Genomic DNA, 24,977 nt, shown 5'->3' on the forward strand with positions numbered 1-24,977 from the left:
TGCCCCGTTTTTGAGATGGGTGGCCGGGGCGCCGTGTCGCGCAGGTTGCGCGCTCGGCAAACGACGGCTCGCCGGCCGGTGTCGGGCGCCGCGCGCATGCTGCGCGGCGGGATGAGTGCGGGGAGCTGAACTGGACGAATCGATTTCGATTTGCGGGGTGCTATGAGAATTGCTGTACTGGATGATGATCCGGCCCAGACGGATTTCGTCAGTCAAACGCTGACGGCCGTCGGCCACACGTGCTATGCGTTCAAGGAAGGCAAGGCCCTGAAGAAGCGTCTGCAGCGCGAGACGTTCGATCTGCTCGTGCTCGACTGGAACGTGCCCGACATGTCCGGCGAGGAAGTGCTCAAGTGGGTGCGTGCGAACCAGACCGAGCACAGCCTGCCGATCATCTTCATGACGAGCCGCGACGACGAGGCGGGGATCACGCAGATCCTCAACGCCGGCGCGGACGATTACGTGGTCAAGCCCGTGTCGGGCCCGATCCTGCGCGCGCGCATCGGCTCGCTGCTGCGCCGCGCGTATCCGGTCAACGCGGAGGCGACCGTTCGCGAGTTCGACCAGTTCCGCTTCGACGTGAACCTGAAGCAGGCGTATGTCGGCGACAAGGCCGTGAGCCTCACGCAGAAGGAATTCGAGCTCGCGCTGCTGCTGTTCCAGCACCTCGACCGGCCGCTGTCGCGCGCGCACATTCTCGATCTCGTGTGGAAGCAGGCGACCGATATCCCGTCGCGCACGATGGACACGCACATCTCGATGCTGCGCACGAAGCTCGGCCTGCGGCCGGAAAACGGCTATCGCCTCGCGCCGATCTACGGCTACGGCTACCGGCTCGAGCGGGTCGGTCAGGGAGAGCCGGAGTGACCCGGCGCATCACGCAGCGCACGGCGAGCCTGCGCACGGCGGCACTGCATGCGGCGTGCGCGGTCGCGTTTGCGTTCGCGGCGCAGCAGGCCGTCGCGCAGCCGAGCGCTGCCGCGGGCAAGATGGTCGTCTACCGCACGCATGCCGGCGACACGCTGTACGACGTCGCCGCGCGCTACCTGCAGGGCCCGGACGACTGGCAGCTGCTGCAACGGATCAACGGCGTGCCCGCGCCGAAACACCTGCAGCCCGACATCGCGCTGAAGCTGCCGGTCGCGCGGCTGCGCAAGGAAAAGCTGACCGCGCGCGTCGTCGCGGTGCAGGGCACGGCCGAGCGCGCGTCCGGCGACGCGTACGCGCCGCTCGCGAACGATGCGACGCTGACAGAGGGCGACCGCGTGCGCACGGGCGCGAACGGCTTCCTGACGCTCGAACTGGCCGACGGCACGCACATGAGCCTGCCGCCCGACAGCCAGCTCGACCTGAAGACCTTGCGCCGCACCGTGCTGACCGGCACGCTCGATCGCGAGTTCGAGCTCACGCGCGGCTCGGTCGACAGCGAGGTCACGCATCTGAAGAAGCGCGACGACCGCTTCCAGATCCGCTCGCCGTCGGTCGTGGCCGGCGTGCGCGGCACGCGGTTCCGCGTGAACTACGACGCCGCCGGCAACGCGGCGACGCGTGTCGAGGTGCTCGACGGCACCGTCGGCGTCGCGGGCAAGCAGCAGCCGGCCGACCCGACGCTCGTGCATGCGAACTTCGGCAGCGTCACGACGTCGTCCGGCGCGGTCGGCGCACCCGTGCAGCTGCTGCCGGCGCCCGCGCTCACGCATCCGGACAAGGTGCAGGACGAGCCCGACCTCACGTTCGACGTCGCGCCGCTCGAGCATGCGCATGCCTATCACCTGCAACTCGCGCGCGACGCGGGGATGCTCGAACTGTTCAGCGAAACGCGCACGGTCTCGTCGCGCGCGGTGTTCCGCGAGGTGCCGAACGGCACGTACTTCGTCCGGATTTCCGCGATCGACGATAACGGCCTCGAAGGCATGCCGCACATTTACGCGTTCGAGCGGCGCCTGATGGGGCTCGATGCGAGCGCGTCGCCCGGCCCGGACGGCTACGAGTTCCGCTGGGCGCCGAACGACGCGGCCAAGGACGCGCGTTATCGGTTCGTGCTGTCGCACTCGAAGGACCTGAGCGCGCCGGTCGTCGACCAGATGGGCCTGCAGGCGCGCCGGATCACGGTCTCCCACCTGCCGCCCGGCGACTACTACTGGGCGGTGACGGTCGAGGAGTTCGAGGGCGGCAAGTTCTATCAGAAGACGAGTCCGGTCAGCGCGTTCACGTTGTCGCGCTGACCCGCGGCGCATGAAAACCGACTCCGTTTCCCCGCGGCGGCGCCTCGGCCGTCGCTTCCTGATCGAGTGGATCGCGATCGGCTGCCTCGGGATCGCGGTGATACTCGCGTGCGCGCTCGGCCGGCTGTCGTCGAGCGTCGACGGGCTGATCTACGACCGGCTGCTGATGCTGCGCAGCCTGCCCCTGTCGCCCGACGTCGTCGTCGTCGACATCGACAACCCGAGCGTGTCCGCACTCGGCCGCTGGCCGTGGCCGCGCAGCGTGCACGCGCGGCTGCTCGACACGCTGGCGCGTGCGCAGCCGGCCGCGGTCGTCTACGACGTGCTGTTTACCGAGCAGTCGCCGGAGGATCGCGCGTTCGCCGACGCGATGGCCCGTGTGCCGACCTTCCTGCCCGTCTTGCTGAGCCCCGAACAGGCGGACGGCACGCGCACCGTCGATCCGCCGGTGGCGGAGCTGTCGGCACGCACGATGGGACTTGGCCACATCAATCTCGAAGTCGATCCCGACGGCATCGTGCGTAGCGTCGCGCTGTTCGAAAGTGACGGCCGCGTGCGCTGGCCGCAGCTGATGGTGCCCGTCTATCGTGCGATCCAGGCCGGCCGGCTGCATCCGGTCGGCGGCACGCCCGGCGCGCAAGCGCACGACCTGTCGCGCGACGCGACCGGCGACGGCCGTTACCTGATCCCGTTCAGCCGCAACACGCCCGCGTATCCGACGCTGTCGTTCGACGACGTGCTCGAAGGGCGCGTGAAACCCGACGCACTGCGCGGCAAGATCGTCGTCGTCGGCGTGACGGCGTCGGGCCTCTACGACCGCTTCGCGACGCCGGTATCGGGCGACTTCGGTCCGCTCGCCGGCGTGTACATCCACGCGAACGTGCTCGACATGCTGACGACCGGCAGCGCGATCCTGCCTGCATCGCGTGCCGGACTCTTCGCCGCCTCGCTGCTGCCGCTCGCCGTGCTGCTGGGCGGCTTCCTGATGCTGTCGCCGTGGCGCGCGCTGCTGCTGACGCTGAGCTTGGCCGCGCTGGCCGTCGTCGCGAGCCTGGCGCTGCTGTTCGAGGCGCGCGTGTGGCTGTCGCCCGCGCCGGCCATCTTCGGGCTGGTCGCCGTCTACCCGATCTGGAACTGGCGGCGCCTGGAAATGACGATGTCGTACCTGCGCCGCGAGCTGCAGCGGCTCGCCGACGAGCCGCACCTGCTGCCCGAGGCGCCGCGCACGCGTAGCGTCGGCGGCGACGTGCTCGAACGGCAGATGGCGCTGATGGCGCAGGCCGCGCAGCGCGTGCAGGACATGAAGCGCTTCGTGTGGGACAGCCTCGACAGCATGCCGGAGCCGATCTTCGTCACCGACCTGGCCGGCACCGTGCTGATCGCGAACCATGCGGCGAAGCGCTACGGTTCGCGGCTCGCGCTGCCGGTGCCGGAAGGGCGGCCGCTGCGCGCCGCGCTCGGCGAGCTGACCTTCATGAAGACCGTCGACGGCAACGCCGAACACGACGTCACGATCCGCGCACACTGGCCGGACGCGCTCGACCCGACGCTCGGGGCCGAAGACGAAGCGATGGCGCGCGGCATCGAGGTGCGCGATCGCGACGGGCTCGACCATCTGTTACGCTACGCCCCGTGTACGAACGCGCAGGGCCGCGTGACGGGCTGGATCGCCGGTCTGGTCGACGTGACCGAGCTGCACGCGGCCGAGCGGCAGCGCGAGGAGGCGCTGCACCTGCTGTCGCACGACATGCGCTCGCCGCAGTCGTCGATCCTCGCGCTCGTCGAGATCGAGCGCGATCGCGTCGAAACCGACGCGATGCGCGGGCTGCTCGCGCGGATCGAGCGCTATGCGCACCGTGCGCTGTCGCTCGCCGACGAGTTCGTGCAGCTGGCGCGCGCGGAGTCGCAGGCGTACCAGCTCGAACCGACGAGCCTGGTCGACGTGCTGATCGACGCGAGCGACGAAGTCTGGCCGCAGGCGCAGGCAAAGCGCATCCGCATCGAGACCGACGTCGGGGCCGACATGTGCTGGACGCGCGCCGACCGCTCGCTGATCACGCGCGCGTTCGTCAACCTGCTGAACAACGCAGTCAAATACAGTCCGTCCGACACGGTGATCGCGTGTACGCTGTCGGTCGAGCATGCATCGAAGCGGATCTTCTGTACGATTCGCGATCAGGGGTACGGCATCGCGCCGGAAGATCTGCAGCATCTGTTCGAGCGTTTCAAGCGGTTCCATGCCGGCGAGCGGCCCGAAATCTCGGGCTCCGGGCTCGGCATGGCATTCGTGAAGACGGTCGTCACGCGCCACGGCGGCAGCGTGACGGTCGACAGCGAAGTGGGTGTCGGCACCGCGGTGACGGTGTCGCTGCCCGCGATCGACGAGCCGTCCGCCTGACAGGGCCGGGCACGACGGCAGGCATTTGGGGGAAGTCATGAGAAAGGAATGGGCAGCGGCCGCGCTGGCGGCGTCGCTGTTGACGGGTTGCGCCGGCGTCACGACCGGCGTGAGCGCGCTCGGGCAGCCGAATGCGTTCGCATCCGGTGCGCACGGCTACGATTTCGTGCGCACGGCCGCTCAGGCCGACGATGCCGAATACCGGCAGATCGAGACGCTCGTGCGCGACGAGCTCGCGCATCGCGGCTTCGACGCGCAGCCTGGCCAGGCCGCGCGCTACCGGCTGTCGATCGCGTATGCGACGCAGCCGGCGTCGGTCGCGGCGACGGCCGACCAGTGCGGCGCGGCAAGCAGCGCGTGCGTGACCGTCGACGGACCGGCGCCGTTCGCGCTGCCGTTCGCGGGCAAGGTGTACCGCCACGTGCTGACGCTGCGTTTCGTCGATGCGAAGACGGGCGTCGACGTCTATCGCGTGTCGGCGTCGCTGCGCGATCGCGATACGCTCACGCAGCAGGCCGCGCCGACGCTCGTGAAGAGCGCGCTCGCGAAGCTGCCGTTCGAGCAGGGTGACGGCTGGCTCGTGAAGACGAAAAAAGACGACGCGGGCGCAATGCCGGGCGTCGTCTCGGTGAAGCCGGCCGTCACGCGCTGACGCGCCGGCCGTGAGGCGAGGGCGGCCCGCCGGGGAGGCGAGGCCGGCCCGTGCCGCGTTCAGGCAGCCGGTTGCCCGTTGCCACGCGCGCGCAGGTACGCGTCGAAGTCGGTGCCGACTTCCGGGTGGCGCAGCGCGAACTCGACCGTCGCCTTCAGGTAGCCGAGCTTGCTGCCGCAGTCATAGCGCGTGCCCTGGTACTTGTAGGCCAGCACCTGTTCGTCGGCGAGCAGCGCCTGGATCGCGTCGGTGAGCTGCAGCTCGCCGCCCGCGCCCGGCTTCAGCGCACGCAGGTGTTCGAAGATCCGCGGCTTCAGGATGTAGCGGCCGACCACGCCGAGGTTCGACGGTGCGACTTCCGGCTCCGGTTTCTCGACGATCGCCGACATCTTGACGATCGACTCTTCCCACTCCTTGCCGTCGACGATGCCGTACGACTTCGTCTCCGACGGCGGGATCTCTTCCACGCCGATCACCGAGCTGTGATAGTGGTCGAACACGTCGACCATCTGCTTCATCACGGGCGGGTTGCCGTCGAGCAGGTCGTCGGCGAGGATCACGGCGAACGGATTGTCGGCGACGAGCTTCTCCGCGCACAGCACCGCATGGCCGAGGCCGAGCGCTTCCGGCTGGCGCACGTAGAAGCAGTCGACATGGCTGGGCTTGATGCTGCGCACGAGCTCGAGCAGCTTCTCCTTGCCGCGCGCCTCGAGTTCGGCCTCGACCTCGTACGACTTGTCGAAGTGATCCTCGATCGCGCGCTTGCTGCGCCCGGTCACGAAGATCATCTCGGTGATGCCCGCGGCGATCGCTTCCTCGACTGCGTACTGGATCAGCGGCTTGTCGACGACGGGCAGCATTTCCTTCGGGCTCGCCTTCGTTGCCGGGAGGAACCGCGTGCCGAGACCGGCAACGGGGAATACCGCCTTGGTGACTTTCAACATGATCGAACCTTTATTCCTGTAATCGACTTGTCAGACAGCCTATGTTCACGTTCCGATTATAGTGAACGCAAACGACCTTACCGTTTGTTACGCAGGCAACCGATCGAGCTGAGCGCGCAGTTTTTCGAGCGTGCTCTGGAATTCGGCGACGCGCTTCTGCTCCTGCTCGACCACGGCCGGCGGCGCTTTCGCGACGAACGCCTCGTTGCCGAGCTTCGCATTGCACTTCGCGATCTCGCCCGTCAGGCGCGCGATTTCCTTCGACAGGCGCTCGCGTTCGGCCGCGACGTCGATTTCCACCTTCAGCACCAGCTTGTTCGGGCCCACGATCGCGATCGGCGCGCCGTGCGCTTCCTTGTCGAGGGTCGCTTCGTCGGCCAGGATCTGCACTTCCGACAGGCGCGCGAGGGCTTGCACGTACGGCGCGAACGAGCGCAGGCGCTCGGCATCGCCGGCCGCGAGCAGCGGCACCTTGGTCGCCGGCGACAGGTTCATCTCGCCGCGCAGGTTGCGGCACGCGTCGACGATCGCCTTCAGGTCGGCCGCCCATTGTTCGGACGCCTCGTCGATCTTCTGCAGGTTCGCGACCGGATACGCCTGCGTCATCAGCGACGCTTCGCCCTCGGCCTGGCCTTGCGGATAACGGCCGGCGAGCGGCGCGACCTTCTGCCAGAGCGCTTCGGTGATGAACGGGATGATCGGGTGCGCGAGGCGCAGCACCGTTTCCAGCACGCGCAGCAGCGTGCGGCGCGTCGCGCGCTGCTGTTCCGGCGTGCCGTTCTGGATCTGCACCTTCGCGAGTTCGAGGTACCAGTCGCAGTACTCGTCCCACACGAACTTGTAGATGCTGGTCGCGATGTTGTCGAAGCGGTAATCGGCGAAGCCCTTCGCGATGTCGGCCTCGGTGCGCTGCAGGAGCGACACGATCCAGCGGTCGGCCGCCGAGAAGTCGAGGTAGCCGCCGGGGCCGCAGTCGCCCGCGCCGCACACTTCCGGCTTGTCGGCGCCGCAGTCGTGGCCTTCGCAGTTCATCAGCACGAAGCGCGTCGCGTTCCACAGCTTGTTGCAGAAGTTGCGATAGCCTTCGCAGCGCGCGAGGTCGAAGTTCACGTTGCGGCCGAGCGTCGCCATCGACGCCATCGTGAAGCGCAGCGCGTCGGTGCCGAACGCGGCGATGCCGTCCGGGAATTCCTTGCGCGTCTTCTTCTCGATGGTCGCGGCCTGCTTCGGGTTCATCAGGCCGGTCGTGCGCTTCGCGACCAGCGTCTCGAGGTCGATGCCGTCGACGATGTCGATCGGGTCGAGCGTGTTGCCCTTGCTCTTCGACATCTTCTGGCCTTCCGCGTCGCGCACGAGACCGTGCACGTAGACGGTGTGGAACGGCACCTTGCCGGTGAAGTGCGTCGTCATCATCACCATCCGGGCGACCCAGAAGAAGATGATGTCGAAGCCGGTGACGAGCACCGACGACGGCAGGAAGTGCTGCAGTTCAGGCGTTTCGTTCGGCCAGCCGAGCGACGAGAACGGCACGAGCGCCGACGAGAACCACGTGTCGAGCACGTCCTCGTCGCGCTTCAGCGCACCGGTGTAGCCCTTCGCGGTGGCCTGCGCGCGCGCCTCTTCCTCGTCGCGCGCGACGAACACCTCGCCGTTCTCGCCGTACCACGCGGGAATCTGGTGGCCCCACCAGAGCTGGCGCGAGATGCACCAGTCCTGGATGTTCTCGAGCCACTGGTAGTAGGTGGTCGTCCAGTTTTCCGGCACGAACTTGATCTGGCCGCTGCGCACGACGTCGAGCGACGTTTCGGTGATCGACTTGCCGGGGTTGAACGTGCCTTCCGGCGCCGCCTTCGTCATCGCGACGAACCACTGGTCGGTCAGCATCGGCTCGATCACGACGCCCGTGCGGTCGCCGCGCGGCACCATCAGCTTGTGCGGCTTCACGGAGTCGAGGAAGCCCTCCGCGTCGAGGTCGGCGACGATCGCCTTGCGCGCGTCGAAGCGGTCGAGGCCGCGATACTGCTCGGGGCCGTTGTCGTTGATCTTCGCGTCGAGCGTGAGGATCTCGATCGGCGCGAGGTTGTGGCGCAGGCCGACCTGGTAGTCGTTGAAGTCGTGCGCGGGCGTGACCTTCACGACGCCCGTGCCGAACTCGCGGTCGACGTAGTCGTCGGCGATCACCGGGATCTCGCGGCCCGTCAGCGGCAGCGTGACGAGCTTGCCGATCAGGTGCGCGTAGCGCTCGTCTTCCGGGTGGACCATCAGCGCGACGTCGCCGAGCATCGTTTCCGGACGCGTGGTCGCGACGGTCAGCGAGCCCGAACCGTCGACGAGCGGGTAGCGGATGTGCCACAGGTGGCCGTTTTCCTCCTCGCTCGCGACTTCGAGGTCGGACACCGCGGTGAGCAGCACCGGATCCCAGTTCACGAGGCGCTTGCCGCGGTAGATCAGGCCCTGTTCGTACAGCGTGACGAACACGTCGCGCACGGCGGCCGACATCTTGTCGTCCATCGTGAAATATTCGCGCGACCAGTCGGTCGACGCGCCGAGGCGGCGCACCTGGCCCGTGATCGTCGAGCCGGACTGCTGCTTCCACTCCCACACGCGCTCGACGAACTTCTCGCGGCCGAGGTCATGGCGCGATACGCCCTGCGCGTCGAGCTGGCGCTCGACGACGATCTGGGTCGCGATCCCCGCGTGGTCGGTGCCGGGCACCCACAGCGTGTTTTCGCCGAGCATCCGGTGGTAGCGGGCGAGGCCGTCCATGATCGTCTGGTTGAACGCGTGGCCCATGTGCAGCGTGCCGGTGACGTTCGGCGGCGGCAGCTGGATCGCGAAATCGGGACGCGCCGGGTCGAATGCCGGGGCGGCATAGCCGCGTTTTTCCCACTCCGGCCCCCATTGGGACTCGATGGTGTGGGGCTCGAAACTCTTCGCAAGCGTGCTGTCGCTCATGGTTGGAAATCTGCCGAAAAATGCGTGAATTGGATGCCGAATCTGACAATTATAAATGGATGCACATCGGCCAGCCATCGCTTGCCCGCGCGGGCGCGTCGCAAGGGGCGCGCAGCGCGGGCGACGGCCCGCGGCACAACGGATCGGAAACGGCATCGCGCGGCCGACTTATAATGGCGGGTCCGCATTTTTCTCGCACGTCCGCTGCCGCTCCATGCCCGATCTGCTCGCCAATCTGAACCCTGAACAATACGCCGCCGTCACGCTGCCGAACGAACCGGCGCTGATCCTCGCGGGGGCGGGCAGCGGCAAGACCCGCGTGCTGATCACGCGGATCGCGTGGCTGATCCAGCAGGGCTACGCATCGCCGGCCACCGTGCTCGCCGTCACCTTCACGAACAAGGCCGCGCGCGAGATGATGGCGCGGCTGTCGGCGATGATGCCGATCGACACGCGCGGGATGTGGATCGGCACGTTCCACGGGCTGTGCAACCGGATGCTGCGCACGCACTGGCGCGACGCCGGCCTGCCGCAGACCTTCCAGATCCTCGACACGGCCGACCAGCTGTCGGCGATCAAGCGGCTGATGAAGGCGGCGAACGTCGACGACGAGAAATACCCGCCGAAGAACGTCCAGTACTTCATCAACAACGCGAAGGAGCAGGGGCTGCGACCCGACAAGGTCGACGCGTCCGACAACTTCAACCGCAAGTTCGTCGAGCTGTACCAGGCGTACGACCAGCAGTGCCAGCGCGAGGGCGTCGTCGATTTCCCCGAGCTGCTGCTGCGCTGCTACGAGCTGCTCGCGTACAACGCGCCGCTGCGCGCGCACTACCAGGCGCGTTTCAGGCACATCCTCGTTGACGAGTTCCAGGACACCAACAAGCTGCAGTACGCGTGGCTCAAGATGCTCGCGGGCGGCGAGAACGCGATCTTCGCGGTCGGCGACGACGACCAGTCGATCTACGCGTTCCGCGGCGCGAACGTCGGCAACATGCGCGACTTCGAAGACGAATTCCGCGTGCGCAACCTGATCAAGCTCGAGCAGAACTACCGGTCGCACGGCAACATCCTCGATGCGGCGAACCAGCTGATCTCGAACAACGCGCATCGCCTCGGCAAGAACCTGCGCACCGACGCCGGTCACGGCGAGCCCGTGCGCGTGTACGAGGCGAGCACCGATGCGCAGGAAGCCGGCTGGATCGTCGAGGAGATCCGCTCGCTGATCAACACCGGGATGTCGCGCAGCGAGGTGGCCGTCCTGTATCGCAGCAACGCGCAGTCGCGCGCGATCGAGCACACGCTGATGACGTCGGGCATTCCGTATCGCGTGTACGGCGGCCTGCGCTTCTTCGAGCGCCAGGAAGTGAAGCACGCGCTCGCGTACCTGCGGCTGATCGACAATCCGAACGACGACACTGCGTTCGTGCGCGTCGTGAATTTCCCGACGCGCGGGATCGGCGCGCGCTCGATCGAGCAGCTCGCGGACGCCGCGCGCCTGTACGACTGCTCGATGGCCGCCGCGATTCCGTACGTGACCGGCAAGGCCGGCACGAGCCTCGGCGCATTCGCGACCCTGATCGCGAAGATGCGCGCCGAGACGCAGCAGATGAGCCTGCCTGAGACGGTCGAATACGTCGTGCGCGCGAGCGGCCTCGCCGATTTCTACCAGGGCGAGCGCGAAGGCCAGGACCGCCTCGAGAACCTGCAGGAACTCGTGAACGCGGCCACCGCGTTCGTCAGCGAGGAAGGCTACGGGCTCGACGCACCGGCCCGCTCGATTCCGCTGCGCGCGGGCGCGATCGCGGCGCCGGAGCTCGGCGTGGACGCAGGCGATCCGTCGGTCGACGTGCTCGACCCGGCGCCGCTCGGCGACCCCGCGCAGAACCCCGACACGATGACGCCGCTCGCGGGCTTCCTGTCGCACGCGTCGCTCGAAGCCGGCGACAACCAGGCGCAGGCCGGCCAGGACGCGGTGCAACTGATGACGGTGCACGCGGCGAAGGGCCTCGAATTCTCGGCCGTGTTCATCACCGGCCTCGAGGAAGGGCTGTTCCCGCACGAGAACAGCGTGCTCGAATCGGACGGCCTCGAGGAAGAGCGCCGGCTGATGTACGTCGCGATCACGCGCGCGAAGGAGCGGCTCTACCTGTCGTTCGCGCAGAGCCGGATGCTGCACGGCCAGACGCGCTACAACGTGCGCTCGCGCTTCTTCGACGAACTGCCGGAGCACGTGCTGAAGTGGCTCACGCCGAAGGTCGAGGCCGGCTCGCGCTGGGGCGGCCGCTCGGACAACGCCGGCTGGGGGCGCGACTGGTTCGCGCGGCCGGGCGGCGGCAGCCGCGAGCAGGTCGTCGACGCGGCGGTCACCGCGCCGCTGCCGGCCTTCGCGAACAAGCAGCGCGCAGCCGACACCGGTTTCCGCGTCGGCCAGCCGGTCTTCCATACCAAGTTCGGCGAGGGCACGGTCACCGCGCTTGAAGGCAGCGGCGCCGATGCGAAGGCGCAGGTGAAGTTCAAGCGGCACGGCGAGAAGTGGCTCGCGCTGGCGGTCGCGAAACTGCAGGCGGTGGAATGATGAGCATCGACATGGTTGAAACGGTATCGACGCGTCCGCTCGGCATTCTGGCCGCGCTGCCCGAGGAACTCGGCGACCTGATCGCCGCGATGCGCGCCGACGGCGTGATGAAGACGATCACGCTCGGCCGCCGCGATTACCACGTCGGCACCGTGCACGGCGCGGCCTGCGTCGTCACGCTCGCGCGGGTCGGCAAGGTCGCGGCTTCCGCCACCGTCAGTGCGCTGATCCATGTGTTCGGCGTGTCCGGCGTCGTGTTCACCGGTGTCGCCGGCGGCGTGTCGCGCACGGTGCGTGTCGGCGACGTCGTCGTCGCCGACACGCTGCTGCAGCACGATCTCGATGCGTCGCCGCTGTTTCCGCGCTACGAGGTGCCGCTGCTCGGCATCACGCGGTTCGCGACCGACGCGGCGCTGACGGCCCGCCTGAAGGCCGCGTGCACGCTGTTCGTCGCCGAGGAGGGCGCGCAGTTCGCCGCGCGTTTCGGGCTCGCCGGCGGGACGCTGCATGGCGGGCTGATCATCAGCGGCGACCGCTTCGTGTCGAGCGAGCGGGAAGTCGTCGCGCTGCGCGACGCGCTGCCGGACGCGCTCGCGGTCGAGATGGAAGGCGCGGCGATCGCGCAGGTATGCGCCGAACACGACGTGCCGTTCGCCATCGTGCGCACGATCTCCGATACGGCCGACGATCACGCGACGCAGTCGTTCTCGCACTTCCTGTCGGCGATCGCGAGCAGCTATTCGTCCGGCATCCTGAAGCGGTTCCTGACGTTGCATGCGACGGAGAATGGTGCAGCCATCGTGTAGGCAAGTCTTGAAGTCGCAGGCCGGTGCCAGATTCCGGGCACCGGGATGAAGTACTACGGTCGAGTGATCGTCCAATGAAAGTGCTTGTCCGCCTGCTTGCAGCGATCGTCTTGACGATCCCGGTCTATCTCGGCCTGGCGAATTCCCCGCTGGATGAATGGTTTCAAAGCGGGGCGGGGTGGCGAGCGTTCGAGCCGCTGTTCCGCGTGTTCGAAACGCTCGGTGTTCACGGCCAGGGCGACATCCTGATCAGCACCATGCTCGGCGTCAGCTTCGTGATCGCGATCGTGCTGGTCTGGCTGGGTGCGCGAATGTTCGGTCGCGGCACACGAGAACCCCGGCACTGATAACCGCTCAACGAAACGTTTCGCAAGGTTGTTGAGCCAACGGCCGCGGCACCCAAGCCGCGGCCGTTTCGTCACGCCTTCTTGCGCCGGCTGCTTTCGAGGTTCGGCAAGAACACCGTCAGCACGCCGATCAGCGGCAGGAACGAGCACACCTTGTAGACGAACGTGATGCTCGTCGCGTCGGCGAGCTGGCCGAGCACGGCGGCGCCCACGCCGCCCAGGCCGAACGCGAAGCCGAAGAACAGGCCCGCGACCATCCCGACCTTGCCGGGCATCAGCTCCGTCGCATAGACGAGGATCGCGGCGAACGCCGACGCCAGCACGACGCCGATGATCACGCTCAGCACGCTCGTCCAGAACAGGTTCGCGTACGGCAGCAGCAGCGTGAACGGCGCGACGCCGAGGATCGACACCCAGATCACGTACTTGCGGCCGATCCGGTCGCCGACCGGCCCGCCGATCAGCGTGCCGGCCGCGACCGCCGCGAGGAACACGAACAGGTGGATCTGCGCGGCCTGCACCGACAGGTGGAACTTGTCGATCAGGTAGAACGTGAAATAGCTGTTGATGCTCGCGAGATAGAAGTACTTCGAGAACACCAGCAGCACCAGCACGCCGATCGCGGCGAGCACGCGGCCCGGCGACAGCGTCGGATGGCCGGCCGGCGCCGCCTTCTTCTTCATCGACGGATGCTTCTTGTACCAGTGGCCGATCTGCGTGAGCACGACCATCGCGACGAGCGCGGCCGCCGAGAACCACGCGATGCTGTGCTGGCCGTGCGGGATGATCACCAGGGCGGCGAGCAGCGGCCCGAGCGCCGAACCGGCATTGCCGCCGACCTGGAACAGCGACTGCGCGAGCCCGTGCTGGCCGCCCGACGCCATCCGCGCGACGCGCGACGATTCCGGATGGAACACCGACGAGCCGCAGCCGACCAGCGCCGCCGCCGCCAGCAGCGTCGCGAAGTTCGGCGCGGCCGACATCAGCAGCAGCCCCGCGAGCGTGAAGCCCATCCCGACCGGCAGCGAATAGGGCTTCGGCCGCTTGTCCGTATACAGGCCGACGAGCGGCTGCAGCAGCGACGCGGTGATCTGGTAGGTCAGCGTGATCAGGCCGATCTGCGCGAACGACAGCGCGAACTGGCTCTTGAGCATCGGATAGATCGCGAGGATCAACGACTGGATCATGTCGTTGAGCATGTGCGAGAAGCTGATCGCGCCGAGCACCGGGTAGACGGTACGCGGGGCGCGTGGAGCAGACGGCTGGGCGGCGGCGGTGCCGGCGCCCGTATCGAGGCTGGTTTCCATGTGAGCTGAGCGAGTTGAGGTGACGGGACGCGCTCTGATGGGGATCGGCGCGTTCGAATCGTTGTTGCGTCAAAGAAGTCTAATGTGGCGTATCGAGAATGTCCGGCCAAGTTTTGTCGCGATTCGGACATTGCTACGACGATTCGACCCATTGCACCCTTTTTTGGCCGGGTATAACGCTGCGGCGTGTCCGCCTTTCGTCGCGCCGCGCGGGACCGGATCGGTGTTTGTCCGGACTCAAGGCGCGCCGATCGAGGCCGTAGAAGACGCAACGACAACACAGGTGCGCCGCGCCCGGCGCCGGCCACGAGCCGGACGGGTGCAGGACGCGCGGCATGACGGGCCATTGCGTGAATGCCGGCCGCCAGAACCGACCTTTCCGGCGGCACGATCAATACGGGGAAATATCGATGAAAGCAGCTTCATTGCATCCGCGGCCGGCCGCGGCCACAGCCGCGGCCGACGCAGCCGCCAGGCCCGCCTCGCGGCACGCGCGCGCAGCCCGGCGCGAACGCCGGACGTGGACCGTCAAGGCGACGTTGCGCGCCGCGTTCGCGATCCTGCTGGCCGGCACGCTCGCGATCGGCGTGTTCTCGCTGTGGCAGATCAGCCGGCTGAACGCGTCGATTGCGTCGGTCTACGAGCAAGGGCACGTCGCGAGCCGCGCGGCGGAGGAAGTGCGCGCCGAGGTGCTGCGCGCGAGCCGCGCGCAGAAGATGCTGCTGACCGCCACCACCGCGAAGGAACGCGACGACCTGGGCGCCGAAGTCGGCGCGGGGCTCGCGTCGATCGGCCAGGCGCTCGCGACGCTGCAGCATTACGCGGATCCGGCCGATGCGGACGATTCCGCGCGACTGCGCGCATTCTCGCTGGCGGTCGGCACGTGGAGCGGCCATCTGCGCGATTTCGTCGCGCTCGTGCAGGCGCAGCCGCTCGACCTGTCGCAGATGAACTGGCAGGTCGGCACGCAGGACGTGTCGCTGCTGGTCGAGACCGGCAAGCTCGAGAAGCTCGTCGCGATGCTCGTGAAGACGCGCGGCGCGAAGTCGAAGGCGACGCTCGATGCATCCGCAACGATCTTCTCGTCGTCGTTCGCGATGATCGCGGCGATGACGGCCGCGCTTATCGTGCTGGCGATCGCGATCGCCGAGCGGGTCGTGCGCCGCCTGGCGTCGCAGCTCGGCGGCGAGCCCGCCCAGGCGAAGGCGATCGCCGCCGACATCGCGCGCGGCGACCTGACGCGGCCGATTCCGCTCGGCCGGCACGACCGCGACAGCATGGTGCGCGCGCTGTCCGACATGCAGTCCGGGCTTGCGGCGACCGTCGGCGAGATCGCCGTCAGCGCCGAGGCGATCGCGGCCGCGTCCGGCGAGATCTCGACCGGCAACCTCGACCTGTCGCGGCGCACCGAGCAGCAGGCCGTCGCGCTCGAGCGCACCGCGGCCAGCATGGAAGAGCTCACGTCGACCGTGCGGCAGAACGCCGAGAACGCGCGTCAGGCGAGCGCGCTCGCGGCCAATGCGTCGGCCGTCGCGGAGGCGGGCGGCGAAGTCGTCGGTCGCGTGGTCGCGACGATGAGCGAGATCGACGACAGCGCGAAGAACATTCGCGACATCATCGGCACGATCGAGGGGATCGCGTTCCAGACCAACATTCTCGCGTTGAACGCGGCGGTCGAGGCGGCGCGCGCGGGTGAGCAGGGGCGCGGTTTTTCGGTGGTCGCGGGCGAGGTGCGGCTGCTCGCGCAGCGCGCGGCGACCGCGGCGAAGGAGATCCGTACGCTGATCGGCGCGTCGGTCGAGCGCGTCGCGAACGGCGCGGCGCTCGCGCACGATGCGGGCCGCACGATGGACGACGTGGTGCGGGCGGTCAAGCGCGTGACCGACATCATCGGCGAGATCTCGGCGGCGTCGGACGAGCAGAGCGCCGGGATCGACGAAATCGGCCGCGCGGTCACGCAGATGGATGCCGGCACGCAGCAGAACGCCGCGCTCGTCGAGCAGGCGGCCGCCGCGGCGAATGCGCTCGACGAACAGGCGCAGGCGCTCAAGTCGCTGGTCGGACGCTTTCGCATCGCGGCGTAGGCGTCCGGCCGTCGGCGCTTACGACTTCTTCCGCTGGTCCGGATCGATGATGACCGTGCAGGTCGTGCCCGCTGACAGCACCACGTCGGCCGGCACCTCGTCGATGCGGATGCGCACCGGCACGCGCTGCGCGAGGCGCACCCAGTTGAAGGTCGGGTTCACGTCCGCGACGAGGTCGCGGCTTTGCGGGTTGTCGCGATCGTAGATGCCGCGCGAAATGCTCTCGACGTGGCCCTTCATCACGCCGCCGCTCATCAGCCGCATCTCGGCCGGCGCGCCGACCTTCACGCGCGGCAGCTTGGTTTCCTCGAAGTAGCCGTAGACCCAGAACGAATGGCTGTCGACGATCGCGAGCTTCGCCTGGCCGGCCACCGCGTAGTTGCCCTTGAACGTCTGCAGGTTCGTGATGTAGCCGTCGACCGGTGCGACCACGCGCGTGCGTTCGAGGTTGAGCTTCGCGGCGTCGAGCGCGGCGATCGCCTGCTGGTACTGCGCATCGGCGCTCGACGCGCTGTGCGCCGCGTTCTCGCGGTTTTCCTTCGACACGACGAGCGCGTCGAGGTCGGCACGACGGGCCGCGTCGTCGCGGCGCATCTGCAGTTCCGCGCGGCGGGCGGCGACGGCCGCCTGCGCCTGCTCGACCGCGATCTGGTAGTGCGACGGGTCGATCTGCATGATCAGGTCGCCCTTTTTCACGAGCTGGTTGTCATGCACGGGCAGCTCGACGATCGCGCCCGACACGTCCGGCGCGACGTTGACGATCTCGGCACGGACGCGGCCGTCGCGCGTCCAGGGATCGTCCATGTAGTGCACCCACAGCGAGCGCCCGATCAGGATCGCGACGAGAAGGATGATGGCGGTCGCGACGAAGCCGAAGAGTTTTCTGAGAATCATGATGGTTCGGAATCAACGGTAAACGGCAAGACTCAATCCGCCGCAAATGCAGACGAGAAGGCACGCGCGAAACAGCGACGGGTGCCAGACGAGACGGTAGAGGCCCGTGTAGGCGAGCAGGCGGTCGACGGCCCAGGTCGCGAGCGCGCCCAGGACGAACATCAGGACCACCGTGGGCATGTAGGCATCGAGAATGGCGATTTCACGCGGCATCATGACGAGGCTCCTTGTTGGGGACGCACGGGGCGGTTGCGGTTGAGCGGCTCGAGCGGCGATTCCGGATCGAGCAGCGCCGTGCGTACGAAATGCAGATGGCTCAGGATGCGTTGCAGCCGGTGGCGCTCCTCGCGCGACGGCGTGAACGCATCGAGCGTTTGCCGGGTCGCGTCGATCGCGGCGTTGACCGCGGCGAGCGCCGCGTCGAAGCGCGCCGCGTCCGGCTTGCGGAACAGCGCGGACAGCGCGGCGCGCAGCGTCTCGATCGCGCGGCGCCACGGTGTCGTCGGCGCATAGCGCGGGTCGGACGGCAGCGTCGCCAGCTCCGCGCGCAGGTCCAGCGCCGCATTGCCCGTTTCCAGCACCGCGAACATCCAGCGCAGCGCGTCGCGCTGCACGTCGGGCTGGTCGGCCGACAGCGTGTGCGCCTGGTACATCAGGTCGCGCGCGCCGCTCTCGAAGCGCGTGCGCAAGCCGGCGAGCCGTGCGTGGCACGCCGCGACCACCTGGTGGCGCAGGTCGGCGAACAGCCGCTTCTTGTGCCACGGCGCGGTCGGCGGGAACAGCACCGCGAACGCGATCGCCGAGACGAGCATCGACAGCACCAGCGCGAGCGCGTCGTTCATGAAGCTCGTCGGATCGTAGTGCGTGATGTTGTCGGGGCCGGCGAGGAAGCTGAAGAAGATCAGGTAGCCCATCCCGTAGCCGGCGAGCTTCGGCTTCAGCGTCATGAAGATGCCGATCGCGAGCAGCGGCGCGAGGGCCACGCACAGCAGCGGGAAGCCGTCGATGTGCGGGTAGATGCCGAACGTCAGCAGGAAGCCCGTGCAGACGGCCAGTGCGGTACCCATGCCCATCTGTGCGGACATCGCGGTCGGGCGCGGCGTCGACGATGCGAGCGCGCAGGTGGCCGCCGCCGTCAGCGTCAGCGTCACGCCGCTCGGCCACGCGGTCGCGATCCAGAACGCGCCGAGCACGAGGATCACGGTCGCGGTGCGAATCGCCGCGATCACCATCGCCGTCAGGTTGGTGCGCGGCTCGTAGCGTTCGATCCAGCGCTCGCGCTCGTGCGTCGCGGTCGACAGCGACGCGTAGGTCGCCGCGTATTCGTGCAGGTCCGTGATGAAGCGATACAGCAGTTCGGTGGCCGTGTCGAAGTCGAGCAGCGGGAAATCCGGCTGCGTCTCGAGCGCGGCGCGCGTCGCGCGGATGCGGCGCGGCAGCGCGTCGCGCCACGCGAGCAGCTGTTCGGCGGCGAGCGCGGCGTCGGCCGACGAGCGCACCGGCTCGCCGTTGCGCGTCAGAAGCGGCGCGATTTCGCGGAAGTACGGCTCGATCGCATCGATCGCGGCCTGCGCGCCGGCCGCGCGCAGCCGGTTCATCAGCTGGTGCAGCGCATGGAAGCGGCTCGATACGCTCATGAACTCGCTGTTCAGGCGCGCGAGACGGCCGCTGCGCATCCGCGTGTCCGGATCCTCGAACACGGCCATGCTGCGCGCCGCTTCGAAGCCGACCACGTCCGCGACGAAGCGCGTATGGATGGTTTCGATGTGCGCGCGGTCGAGCTGGCCCGACAGGGCCGCCGCGACGTAGTCGACGAAGCTGCTGAAGCGCTTGCGCACCGTCGTGCGCATCTGCTCTCCGGTGTACTGCGGAAACACCAGCGCGCTGACGACGCCTGCCGACACGATCCCGACCATGATCTCGGCGACCCGCGTCATCGCGCTCATGAACGCGCCGTCGGGGTGTTGCGACGCCGGCAGCCCGATCAGCGCGGTCGTGTAACCGGCGAGCAGGAAGCCGTAGCTGCGGAAATTGCGGTTGCGCGCGGCGCCGGCCGTGCACAGCGCGACCCACAGCGCGACGGCCAAGAGGAACAGCTGCGGCTGCTGCGGGAACAGCCCGACGAACGTGAGCGTCGCGATCAGCCCGAAGATCGTGCCGGCGACCCGGTAGAAGCTCTTCGCGAGCACCGCGCCGCTTTGCGGCTGCATCACGATGAACACCGTGGTCATCGCCGTCTTCGGCGCGGGCAGGTCGAGCCGCATCGACACGCCGGTCGCGATGAACGCGGCGAGCAGCGCCTTGAACAGGTAGAGCCACGCGGCGCCGTCGCTGCGGGCCCAGTCGCCGAAGGCGGCGTACCAGGCCGCGAGCGGGCCGCCGGCGTGCGTGGAAGCGGGGGAGGAGGCTGACATGACGGTCGCTCCGCGTTACCGTGCGGCCGGCGTGGCGGCTGCACCGGCCGAACCGGCCGAACCGGCCGTCTCGACCTGCGCGGGGTGCGCGGGGCGCGCGGCGGCCGCGGCGGGTTTCGCACCCGATGCGGCGGCCGGCGCGGCGGCCCCCGCGGCGGACGCGTCGCGGGCCGGATGACCGCCCCGAACGTCCGCATCTGTCTGCGTCTCCGTCTCGACGCCGCCGCCGAGCGCGGCCATCAACTGTGCGTGCGCGGCGAGGCGTTCCGCGTCGATGCGGGCGGCCGTCTCCTGCGCGCGCAGCAACTGCTGCTGCGCGACGAGCACGTTCACGTAATCGGTCAGCCCGCGGCGGAAGCCTTCGCGCGACAGCTGGTAACTGCGGTCGTTGGCGGCCACCGAGCGCGCGGCGTCCTTCTTCTGCGTGTCGAGCGAGCGGATCCGCACGACCTGGTCGGCGATGTCCTTGAGCGCGCCGACGACCGTCTGGTTGTAGCGTTCGACCGCCTGGTCGTAGCCGGCATCGGCCGCGCCGAGTTGCGCGCGCAGCCGGCCGCCTTCGAAGATCGGCAGCGACAGCGCTGGGCCGGCCGTCCAGCCGCCGTTCATCGCGCGCAGGAAGTCGGTGAACGGCGCGGTCACGCCGAAGCCGCCGACCGTCGCGAGCAGGTCGATATTCGGGTAGAACGCGGCTTTCGCGACATCGATGCCGCGAGCCTGCGCGTCGACCGTCCAGCGGGCCGCGACGACGTCCGGGCGGCGCCCGAGCAGGTCGGCCGGCAGCGCGGACGGCAGGCCGGCCGGCGCATCGAGCGACAGGCTCGGCCGCTTGATCGCGTCGCCGGCGCCCGGGCCCTTGCCCGCGAGCGCGGCGAGCTGGTGGCGCGCGAGCTGGATCGCTTCTTCGTAGCTGTCGATCTGGCGCTCGTAGTCGGGCAGCGTCGATTCGGCCTGGCTGACTTCGAGCTGCGTGCCGAGGCCGGCCTGCAGGCGCTTGCGCGCGAGATCGGCCAGCGAGCGCTGGCGTTCGAACGTTTCGTGCGCAAGGTCGAGCAGCGCGTAGTTCATCGACATGCCGACATACGCGCGCACGACGTTGACCTCGAGCTCGAGCTTCGCCGCCCGTGCGTCGGCCGCGGTCGCATGCGCGGTGTCGAGCGCGCGCTCGGTCGCGTTCTTGTCCTTGCCCCACAGGTCGAGGTGGTACGACAGGCCGAGCGTGCCGGTGTTGTTCCAGGTGTCGGTGTCGGCGAGCGGCCCCGGGCCGTAGTAGACGTTGTCCGGCCAGTGCTGGCGCATCAGCGACAGATTGCCGTTGATCTGCGGCAGTTCCGCCGACCGCGCCACGCGCGCCATCGCCTGCGCTTCGCGCACGCGCGCCTCGGCGGCCGCCAGGCTCGGGTTGCCGGCCTGCGCGGCGGCAATCCACGCATCGAGCTGCGGATCGCGGTACGCGCGCCACCAGTCGGACGCGGGCCAGCCCGCATCGTGGTCCGCCGCGCGGATCGCGGCACCGGCGTCGAGCGTGTTCGCTTCGATGCGGGCGGACTGCGGCTTGTTGTCGCCCATGCTCGCGCATCCGGCCATTATTAATGAGACTGCAAGAACCGCCAGTGCCAGCGTCCCTTTTGTTGCCGGAGACCGCACGATTTTCTCCCTTTCGGATATAGATGAGTCGGATGCGATTATATTTTTCAGTGATTCCTGAATAAATGGACAACGGTGCAAGTCATTTTTACGAATCCTGAGATAATATTTGTTGGCCCCTGTGCAACAATCCCTCCGGATTCATACGGGTAATGGGATGGATACGTTACAAAACATGCGGGTCTTCGTCCGCGTGGTCGACGCGGGCAGCTTTACCGCGGCCGCCCAGCAGATGAATTCGACCACCGCCTATGCGTCGCGCGCCGTGTCGGATCTCGAGGCGCACCTGCGCACGCGCCTCCTGAACCGGACGACGCGCCGGATCGCGCTGACCGAAGCGGGCGAGCGCTACCTGCAGCGCTGCGAACAGATCCTCGCGTACGTCGACCAGGCCGAAGCCGAAGCGGGCGACGCGCACGCGCGGCCGTCGGGCAAGCTGAAGGTGCATTGCTTCACGAGCCTCGGGCAGCACTACCTGGTGCCGGCCATCGCGCGCTATCGGCAGCGCTATCCGGACGTGCACGTCGAGCTGACGCTCGCGCAGCGCATGCCCGACCTGCTCGACGAGGGGTACGACGTCGCGATCGTGGTCGGCCGCGACCTGCCGGATTCGGGGCTCGTGTCGCAGCGGCTTGGCGAGAGCTACAGCGTCGTGTGCGCGTCGCCGGGCTATATCGACGCGCACGGCGTGCCGCAGACCCCGGCCGATCTCGAGCAGCACGTCTGTCTCGGGATGGTCGCGCCCGGTTTTCATTTCGACGAGTGGTCGCTGTCGGGGCCGCGCGGCGACGAAGTGGTTCCGGTCACGGCGCCGCCGTTCCGCGTGAACGTCGCCGAGGCGCTCGCGGTGGCCGTGCGGGAAGGGATGGGAATCGGCGGGTTGCCGCTCTATTCGGCGATCGGCGGGCTGCGCAGCGGACACATCGTGCGCGTGATGCCCGAATACCGGTCGCACGTGATGAACATCTACGCGCTGTATCCGTCGCGCCAGTACCTCGACGCGAAAATCCGCACCTGGGTCGATTTCCTGCGCGACGAGCTGCCGGCCACGCTGGAAGCCGACGAAGCCGCGCTCGCGCAGTTCACGGCTGCGACATGAGCGCGCGGTCGAGTGCAATCTGACCAGATTTGTCCTTCACGCAACATTTTTTTACCAACGGACCGCGGACAGTTTGATACTGTTTCAATCATCGAGATTTGGAACTGCCCACACCCGGAGTCGCAATGGATACGCAACTGATGATCGGCCTTGGAGTTTTGCTTGGTGCGGCTGCTGCCGCCGCGGCGACGCGCGATCTGCTGCGCGCGATGAAGGCACGGATGAAGCCCGTGCCGGTGCGGGTGCGCCCGTCGTCGAACGGCTCGCGCCGCGCCGATCGCTGATCGGGCGGCCTTTCAGCTCGGGTAGGGCCGCATCACGCGGCCCGACGGCTTGGCGCTCAGCCGAGCTCGACCACCTTGTCCCACGCAAACGCGGGATTCTCCAGTTCGCCGGTGCGCCGGCGGATATAGCCGCGCGGGTTGCACACCACGCGCGTGCCGCTGTCGGTCACGTAATCGAATGAAGTATGCGTGTGGCCGTGGATCCACAGGTCCACGGGCGGCCGCACGAGTTCCGCCATGTCCGTGACGAATCCCGCCGACGCCAGGTCTTCCGCATAACGCTCCGCCAGCGAGCGCAGGTGCGGCGCATGATGCGTGACGACGATCGTGCGCCCCGCGAACGGTGTCGCGAGCCGTGCTTCCAGCCACGCGCGGCCTTGCCGGTGCAGCGCGATCGCGTCGGCCGGCGTGAAATCCCGCTCCGGGGCTGCCGCCGCATGCACGGACGCATCGTGCGGCCACGTCACCTGGATCAATCCCTTGAAATCGAGCATCACGCGCATGGCCGCGTCGATCGCGCGCGCGACGCTCGCCTGGTCGGCGCCGAACAGCGAGAAATCGGCCCACAGCGTCGTGCCGAGCACGCGAAAGCGCTGCGCCGGATCGACGTACACGCCGTTGTTCAGGTAATGCACGTGGTCGATCGTGTGCGCGGCGTCGCGCATCGCGGTTTCGAGCGCGCCGAATTCCCCGTCGTAGTACTCGTGATTACCCGGCACGTAGATCACCGGCACGTCGGGATCGAACGTCTCCGCGGCCCAGCGCAGGCCTTCCGCGTGATTGTGGATATCGCCGGCCAGCACGACGAGATCCGCGTCGGCATGCGCGATCGTGTCGGGCTGGTTGCATTCGAGATGCAGGTCGGACAGGACGCGGACTCTCATGGGCATCGCTCCGGGACGGGGGCTTCAGTGCAGGACCTTGCCGGGATTCATCAGCCCGCGCGGGTCGAGCGCGGTTTTCAGCGTGCGCATGAGCGCCGTTTCGACCGGCGACTTGTAGCGCTGCGCGTCGTCGATCTTCAGCTGGCCGATCCCGTGCTCCGCGCTGATCGTGCCGTGGTGACGGTGCACGTTGTCGTAGACGATGCGGTTGATCGGCTTCTGGAATGCCGCGAGGAATGCCTTCGGGTCGCCGCCTTCGGGCGTCTGCACGTTGTAGTGCAGGTTGCCGTCGCCGAGATGGCCGAACGTGACCATCCGCGCGCCCGGCGCGGCCTGCTGGATCGCTGCGTCGGTTTCGTCGATGAAGCGCGCGATCGACGAGATCGGCACCGCGATGTCGTGCTTGATGTTGAGACCCTCGTCGGCCTGCGCGAGCGGGATGTGTTCGCGCAGGTCCCAGAACGCGCGCGATTGCGCGAGATTTTCCGCGACGACGGCGTCGACCACGAGCCCGGCCTCGAACGCCTCTTCCATCAGTTTTTCGAACAGCGCGCGCGCATGCGTTTCGCTTTCGTTGTCCGACAGTTCGAGCAGCACCGTCTGCGCATGCGTGCGGTCGAACGGATAGCGCAGTTGCGGATAGTGCTTGCCGACCAGCTGCATGCAGAAGTCGGACATCAGCTCGAAGCCGGTCAGCAGCGGGCCGGCCGCGCGTTGCGCGAGCGCGAGGAAGTCGAGCGCCGCGTGCGGCGACTCGAGCGCGGCCAGCGCCGTGACCTGCGCGGCCGGCAGCGGATGCAGCTTCAGCACGGCGGCCGTGATGATCCCGAGCGTGCCTTCGGCGCCGATGAACAGGTCGCGCAAGTCGTAGCCGGTGTTGTCCTTGCGCAGCCCGCGCAGGCCGTCCCAGATCTCGCCCTGTGGCGTCACGACCTCGAGCCCGAGGCACAGCTCGCGTGCGTTGCCGTAGCGCAGCACCGCGGTGCCGCCCGCGTTGGTCGACAGGTTGCCGCCGATCGTGCAGCTGCCTTCGGCGGCGAGGCTCAGCGCGAACAGCCGGCCGCCTTCGCGGGCGCGCGCCTGCACGTCGGCGAGGATCACGCCGGCGTCGACCGTGATCGTGTTGTTGTGCGGATCGAGGGCCCGCACGCGGTTCAGGCGCGCGAGGCTCAGCACGGCCTGGCTGCCGCTCGCGTCGGGCGTCGCGCCACCGGCGAGCCCCGTGTTGCCGCCCTGCGGCACGAGCGCGACGCCGTGCGCGTTGGCGAGCCGGACGAGCGCGGCGACTTCCGCCGTATCGGCCGGTTTCAGCACCGCGCACGCGCTGCCCTTGTAGCGGCGGCGCCAGTCGGTCAGGAACGGTTCGGTGTCGTGCGGCTCGGTCAGCACGTAGGTGGCGCCGATCGCGTCTCGGCAGGCGGATACGAAGGCTTCGGAAGAATTCATACGTTCGGTCGCG

General features: G+C 68.3%; 19 protein-coding genes. 10 read left to right on the top strand and 9 right to left on the bottom strand.

Features of this window, described 5'->3' with window-relative positions; all coding sequences use genetic code 11:
- The first annotated feature begins 162 nt into the window (after positions 1–162).
- From U4012_RS26075 to U4012_RS26090, 4 genes are read left to right on the top strand one after another with little or no spacing between them, the layout of a single operon-like run.
- Positions 163–867 (top strand): response regulator transcription factor, encoded by a 705-nt coding sequence (locus U4012_RS26075; RefSeq protein WP_006490421.1) that lies wholly within the window; start codon positions 163–165, stop codon positions 865–867.
- Positions 864–2,225, top strand: a complete 1,362-nt coding sequence (locus U4012_RS26080; protein ID WP_321802159.1) for a FecR domain-containing protein — start codon at positions 864–866, stop codon at positions 2,223–2,225. The genes U4012_RS26075 and U4012_RS26080 overlap by 4 nt, the downstream gene beginning before the upstream one ends.
- A gap of 10 nt (positions 2,226–2,235) precedes the next feature.
- The gene (locus U4012_RS26085; RefSeq protein WP_321802160.1) at positions 2,236–4,623 is read left to right on the top strand and encodes a CHASE2 domain-containing protein; all 2,388 of its coding nucleotides are present in this window, start codon (positions 2,236–2,238) and stop codon (positions 4,621–4,623) included.
- 37 nt (positions 4,624–4,660) lie between these two features.
- Positions 4,661–5,275 carry a DUF4136 domain-containing protein gene (locus tag U4012_RS26090; RefSeq protein ID WP_321802161.1) on the top strand — a complete coding sequence of 205 codons (615 nt, stop codon included), beginning with the start codon at positions 4,661–4,663 and terminating at the stop codon, positions 5,273–5,275.
- A gap of 59 nt (positions 5,276–5,334) precedes the next feature.
- On the opposite strand, the gene galU is transcribed toward U4012_RS26090, so the two are convergent.
- Together galU and U4012_RS26100 are read right to left on the bottom strand one after the other, a co-directional pair.
- On the bottom strand, positions 5,335–6,219 hold the full coding sequence (gene galU, locus U4012_RS26095; RefSeq protein ID WP_044846083.1) for a UTP--glucose-1-phosphate uridylyltransferase GalU: 885 nt from the start codon (positions 6,217–6,219) through the stop codon (positions 5,335–5,337).
- A gap of 87 nt (positions 6,220–6,306) precedes the next feature.
- Positions 6,307–9,174 (bottom strand): valine--tRNA ligase, encoded by a 2,868-nt coding sequence (locus tag U4012_RS26100; RefSeq protein ID WP_321802162.1) that lies wholly within the window; start codon positions 9,172–9,174, stop codon positions 6,307–6,309.
- A gap of 214 nt (positions 9,175–9,388) precedes the next feature.
- Between U4012_RS26100 and U4012_RS26105 the strand changes: the two genes are divergently transcribed.
- The 3 genes from U4012_RS26105 (at position 9,389) to U4012_RS26115 (ending at position 12,905) form a co-directional block, all read left to right on the top strand.
- Complete coding sequence (locus U4012_RS26105; protein ID WP_321802163.1) at positions 9,389–11,752, top strand: UvrD-helicase domain-containing protein; 2,364 nt, start codon at positions 9,389–9,391, stop codon at positions 11,750–11,752.
- Entirely contained in the window at positions 11,749–12,558 is an 810-nt protein-coding gene (locus U4012_RS26110; RefSeq protein ID WP_321802164.1) for a 5'-methylthioadenosine/adenosylhomocysteine nucleosidase, read from the top strand. The genes U4012_RS26105 and U4012_RS26110 overlap by 4 nt, the downstream gene beginning before the upstream one ends.
- Before the next feature lie 74 nt (positions 12,559–12,632).
- Positions 12,633–12,905 (top strand): hypothetical protein, encoded by a 273-nt coding sequence (locus tag U4012_RS26115; protein ID WP_044846079.1) that lies wholly within the window; start codon positions 12,633–12,635, stop codon positions 12,903–12,905.
- 71 nt (positions 12,906–12,976) lie between these two features.
- Here the strand turns inward: U4012_RS26115 and U4012_RS26120 are convergent, their stop codons facing one another.
- Positions 12,977–14,212, bottom strand: coding sequence for an MFS transporter (locus tag U4012_RS26120; RefSeq protein WP_124488965.1), 1,236 nt, complete (start codon positions 14,210–14,212; stop codon positions 12,977–12,979).
- A gap of 410 nt (positions 14,213–14,622) precedes the next feature.
- On the opposite strand from U4012_RS26120, the gene U4012_RS26125 reads away from it, so the two are divergent.
- Positions 14,623–16,296, top strand: coding sequence for a methyl-accepting chemotaxis protein (locus U4012_RS26125; RefSeq protein ID WP_321802165.1), 1,674 nt, complete (start codon positions 14,623–14,625; stop codon positions 16,294–16,296).
- A gap of 18 nt (positions 16,297–16,314) precedes the next feature.
- Here U4012_RS26125 and U4012_RS26130 read toward each other — a convergent pair whose 3' ends face one another.
- Genes U4012_RS26130 through U4012_RS26145 form a run of 4 tightly spaced genes read right to left on the bottom strand, consistent with a single transcriptional unit; the run spans position 16,315 to position 21,251 of the window.
- Positions 16,315–17,190, bottom strand: a complete 876-nt coding sequence (locus U4012_RS26130; RefSeq protein ID WP_044846076.1) for an HlyD family secretion protein — start codon at positions 17,188–17,190, stop codon at positions 16,315–16,317.
- 12 nt (positions 17,191–17,202) lie between these two features.
- Positions 17,203–17,406, bottom strand: coding sequence for a DUF1656 domain-containing protein (locus U4012_RS26135; protein ID WP_011351756.1), 204 nt, complete (start codon positions 17,404–17,406; stop codon positions 17,203–17,205).
- Positions 17,403–19,604 carry an FUSC family protein gene (locus U4012_RS26140; RefSeq protein WP_044846075.1) on the bottom strand — a complete coding sequence of 734 codons (2,202 nt, stop codon included), beginning with the start codon at positions 19,602–19,604 and terminating at the stop codon, positions 17,403–17,405. Before U4012_RS26140 ends, U4012_RS26135 begins: the two co-directional genes overlap by 4 nt.
- A gap of 15 nt (positions 19,605–19,619) precedes the next feature.
- Positions 19,620–21,251 (bottom strand): efflux transporter outer membrane subunit, encoded by a 1,632-nt coding sequence (locus U4012_RS26145; protein ID WP_321802166.1) that lies wholly within the window; start codon positions 21,249–21,251, stop codon positions 19,620–19,622.
- 157 nt (positions 21,252–21,408) lie between these two features.
- Between U4012_RS26145 and U4012_RS26150 the strand changes: the two genes are divergently transcribed.
- Positions 21,409–22,350 (top strand): LysR family transcriptional regulator, encoded by a 942-nt coding sequence (locus U4012_RS26150; protein ID WP_044846073.1) that lies wholly within the window; start codon positions 21,409–21,411, stop codon positions 22,348–22,350.
- A 125-nt stretch (positions 22,351–22,475) separates the two neighbouring features.
- A complete protein-coding gene (locus U4012_RS26155) occupies positions 22,476–22,634 on the top strand; it encodes a hypothetical protein (RefSeq protein ID WP_170296438.1) in 159 nt (52 codons plus the stop codon).
- Between the two features lie 56 nt (positions 22,635–22,690).
- Here the strand turns inward: U4012_RS26155 and U4012_RS26160 are convergent, their stop codons facing one another.
- Complete coding sequence (locus U4012_RS26160) at positions 22,691–23,518, bottom strand: metallophosphoesterase (RefSeq protein WP_124488969.1); 828 nt, start codon at positions 23,516–23,518, stop codon at positions 22,691–22,693.
- 24 nt (positions 23,519–23,542) lie between these two features.
- Positions 23,543–24,964, bottom strand: coding sequence for an FAD-binding oxidoreductase (locus U4012_RS26165; protein ID WP_044846071.1), 1,422 nt, complete (start codon positions 24,962–24,964; stop codon positions 23,543–23,545).
- Between the last annotated feature and the right edge of the window lie 13 nt (positions 24,965–24,977).

This window comes from Burkholderia sp. BCC1988 (genome assembly GCF_905339895.1).
Lineage (GTDB): Bacteria > Pseudomonadota > Gammaproteobacteria > Burkholderiales > Burkholderiaceae > Burkholderia.

Excerpts from the sequence above, each read along its gene's own strand:
- U4012_RS26085 (WP_321802160.1), top strand. The coding sequence starts at position 2,236 with ATGAAAACCGACTCCGTTTCCCCGCGGCGGCGCCTCGGCCGTCGCTTC.
- U4012_RS26165 (WP_044846071.1), bottom strand. The coding sequence starts at position 24,964 with ATGAATTCTTCCGAAGCCTTCGTATCCGCCTGCCGAGACGCGATCGGC.
- U4012_RS26125 (WP_321802165.1), top strand. The coding sequence starts at position 14,623 with ATGAAAGCAGCTTCATTGCATCCGCGGCCGGCCGCGGCCACAGCCGCG.
- galU (WP_044846083.1), bottom strand. The coding sequence starts at position 6,219 with ATGTTGAAAGTCACCAAGGCGGTATTCCCCGTTGCCGGTCTCGGCACG.
- U4012_RS26140 (WP_044846075.1), bottom strand. The coding sequence starts at position 19,604 with ATGTCAGCCTCCTCCCCCGCTTCCACGCACGCCGGCGGCCCGCTCGCG.
- U4012_RS26135 (WP_011351756.1), bottom strand. The coding sequence starts at position 17,406 with ATGATGCCGCGTGAAATCGCCATTCTCGATGCCTACATGCCCACGGTG.
- U4012_RS26130 (WP_044846076.1), bottom strand. The coding sequence starts at position 17,190 with ATGATTCTCAGAAAACTCTTCGGCTTCGTCGCGACCGCCATCATCCTT.
- U4012_RS26105 (WP_321802163.1), top strand. The coding sequence starts at position 9,389 with ATGCCCGATCTGCTCGCCAATCTGAACCCTGAACAATACGCCGCCGTC.
- U4012_RS26115 (WP_044846079.1), top strand. The coding sequence starts at position 12,633 with ATGAAAGTGCTTGTCCGCCTGCTTGCAGCGATCGTCTTGACGATCCCG.
- U4012_RS26120 (WP_124488965.1), bottom strand. The coding sequence starts at position 14,212 with ATGGAAACCAGCCTCGATACGGGCGCCGGCACCGCCGCCGCCCAGCCG.
- U4012_RS26160 (WP_124488969.1), bottom strand. The coding sequence starts at position 23,518 with ATGAGAGTCCGCGTCCTGTCCGACCTGCATCTCGAATGCAACCAGCCC.
- U4012_RS26100 (WP_321802162.1), bottom strand. The coding sequence starts at position 9,174 with ATGAGCGACAGCACGCTTGCGAAGAGTTTCGAGCCCCACACCATCGAG.
- U4012_RS26090 (WP_321802161.1), top strand. The coding sequence starts at position 4,661 with ATGAGAAAGGAATGGGCAGCGGCCGCGCTGGCGGCGTCGCTGTTGACG.
- U4012_RS26150 (WP_044846073.1), top strand. The coding sequence starts at position 21,409 with ATGGATACGTTACAAAACATGCGGGTCTTCGTCCGCGTGGTCGACGCG.
- U4012_RS26110 (WP_321802164.1), top strand. The coding sequence starts at position 11,749 with ATGATGAGCATCGACATGGTTGAAACGGTATCGACGCGTCCGCTCGGC.
- U4012_RS26155 (WP_170296438.1), top strand. The coding sequence starts at position 22,476 with ATGGATACGCAACTGATGATCGGCCTTGGAGTTTTGCTTGGTGCGGCT.
- U4012_RS26075 (WP_006490421.1), top strand. The coding sequence starts at position 163 with ATGAGAATTGCTGTACTGGATGATGATCCGGCCCAGACGGATTTCGTC.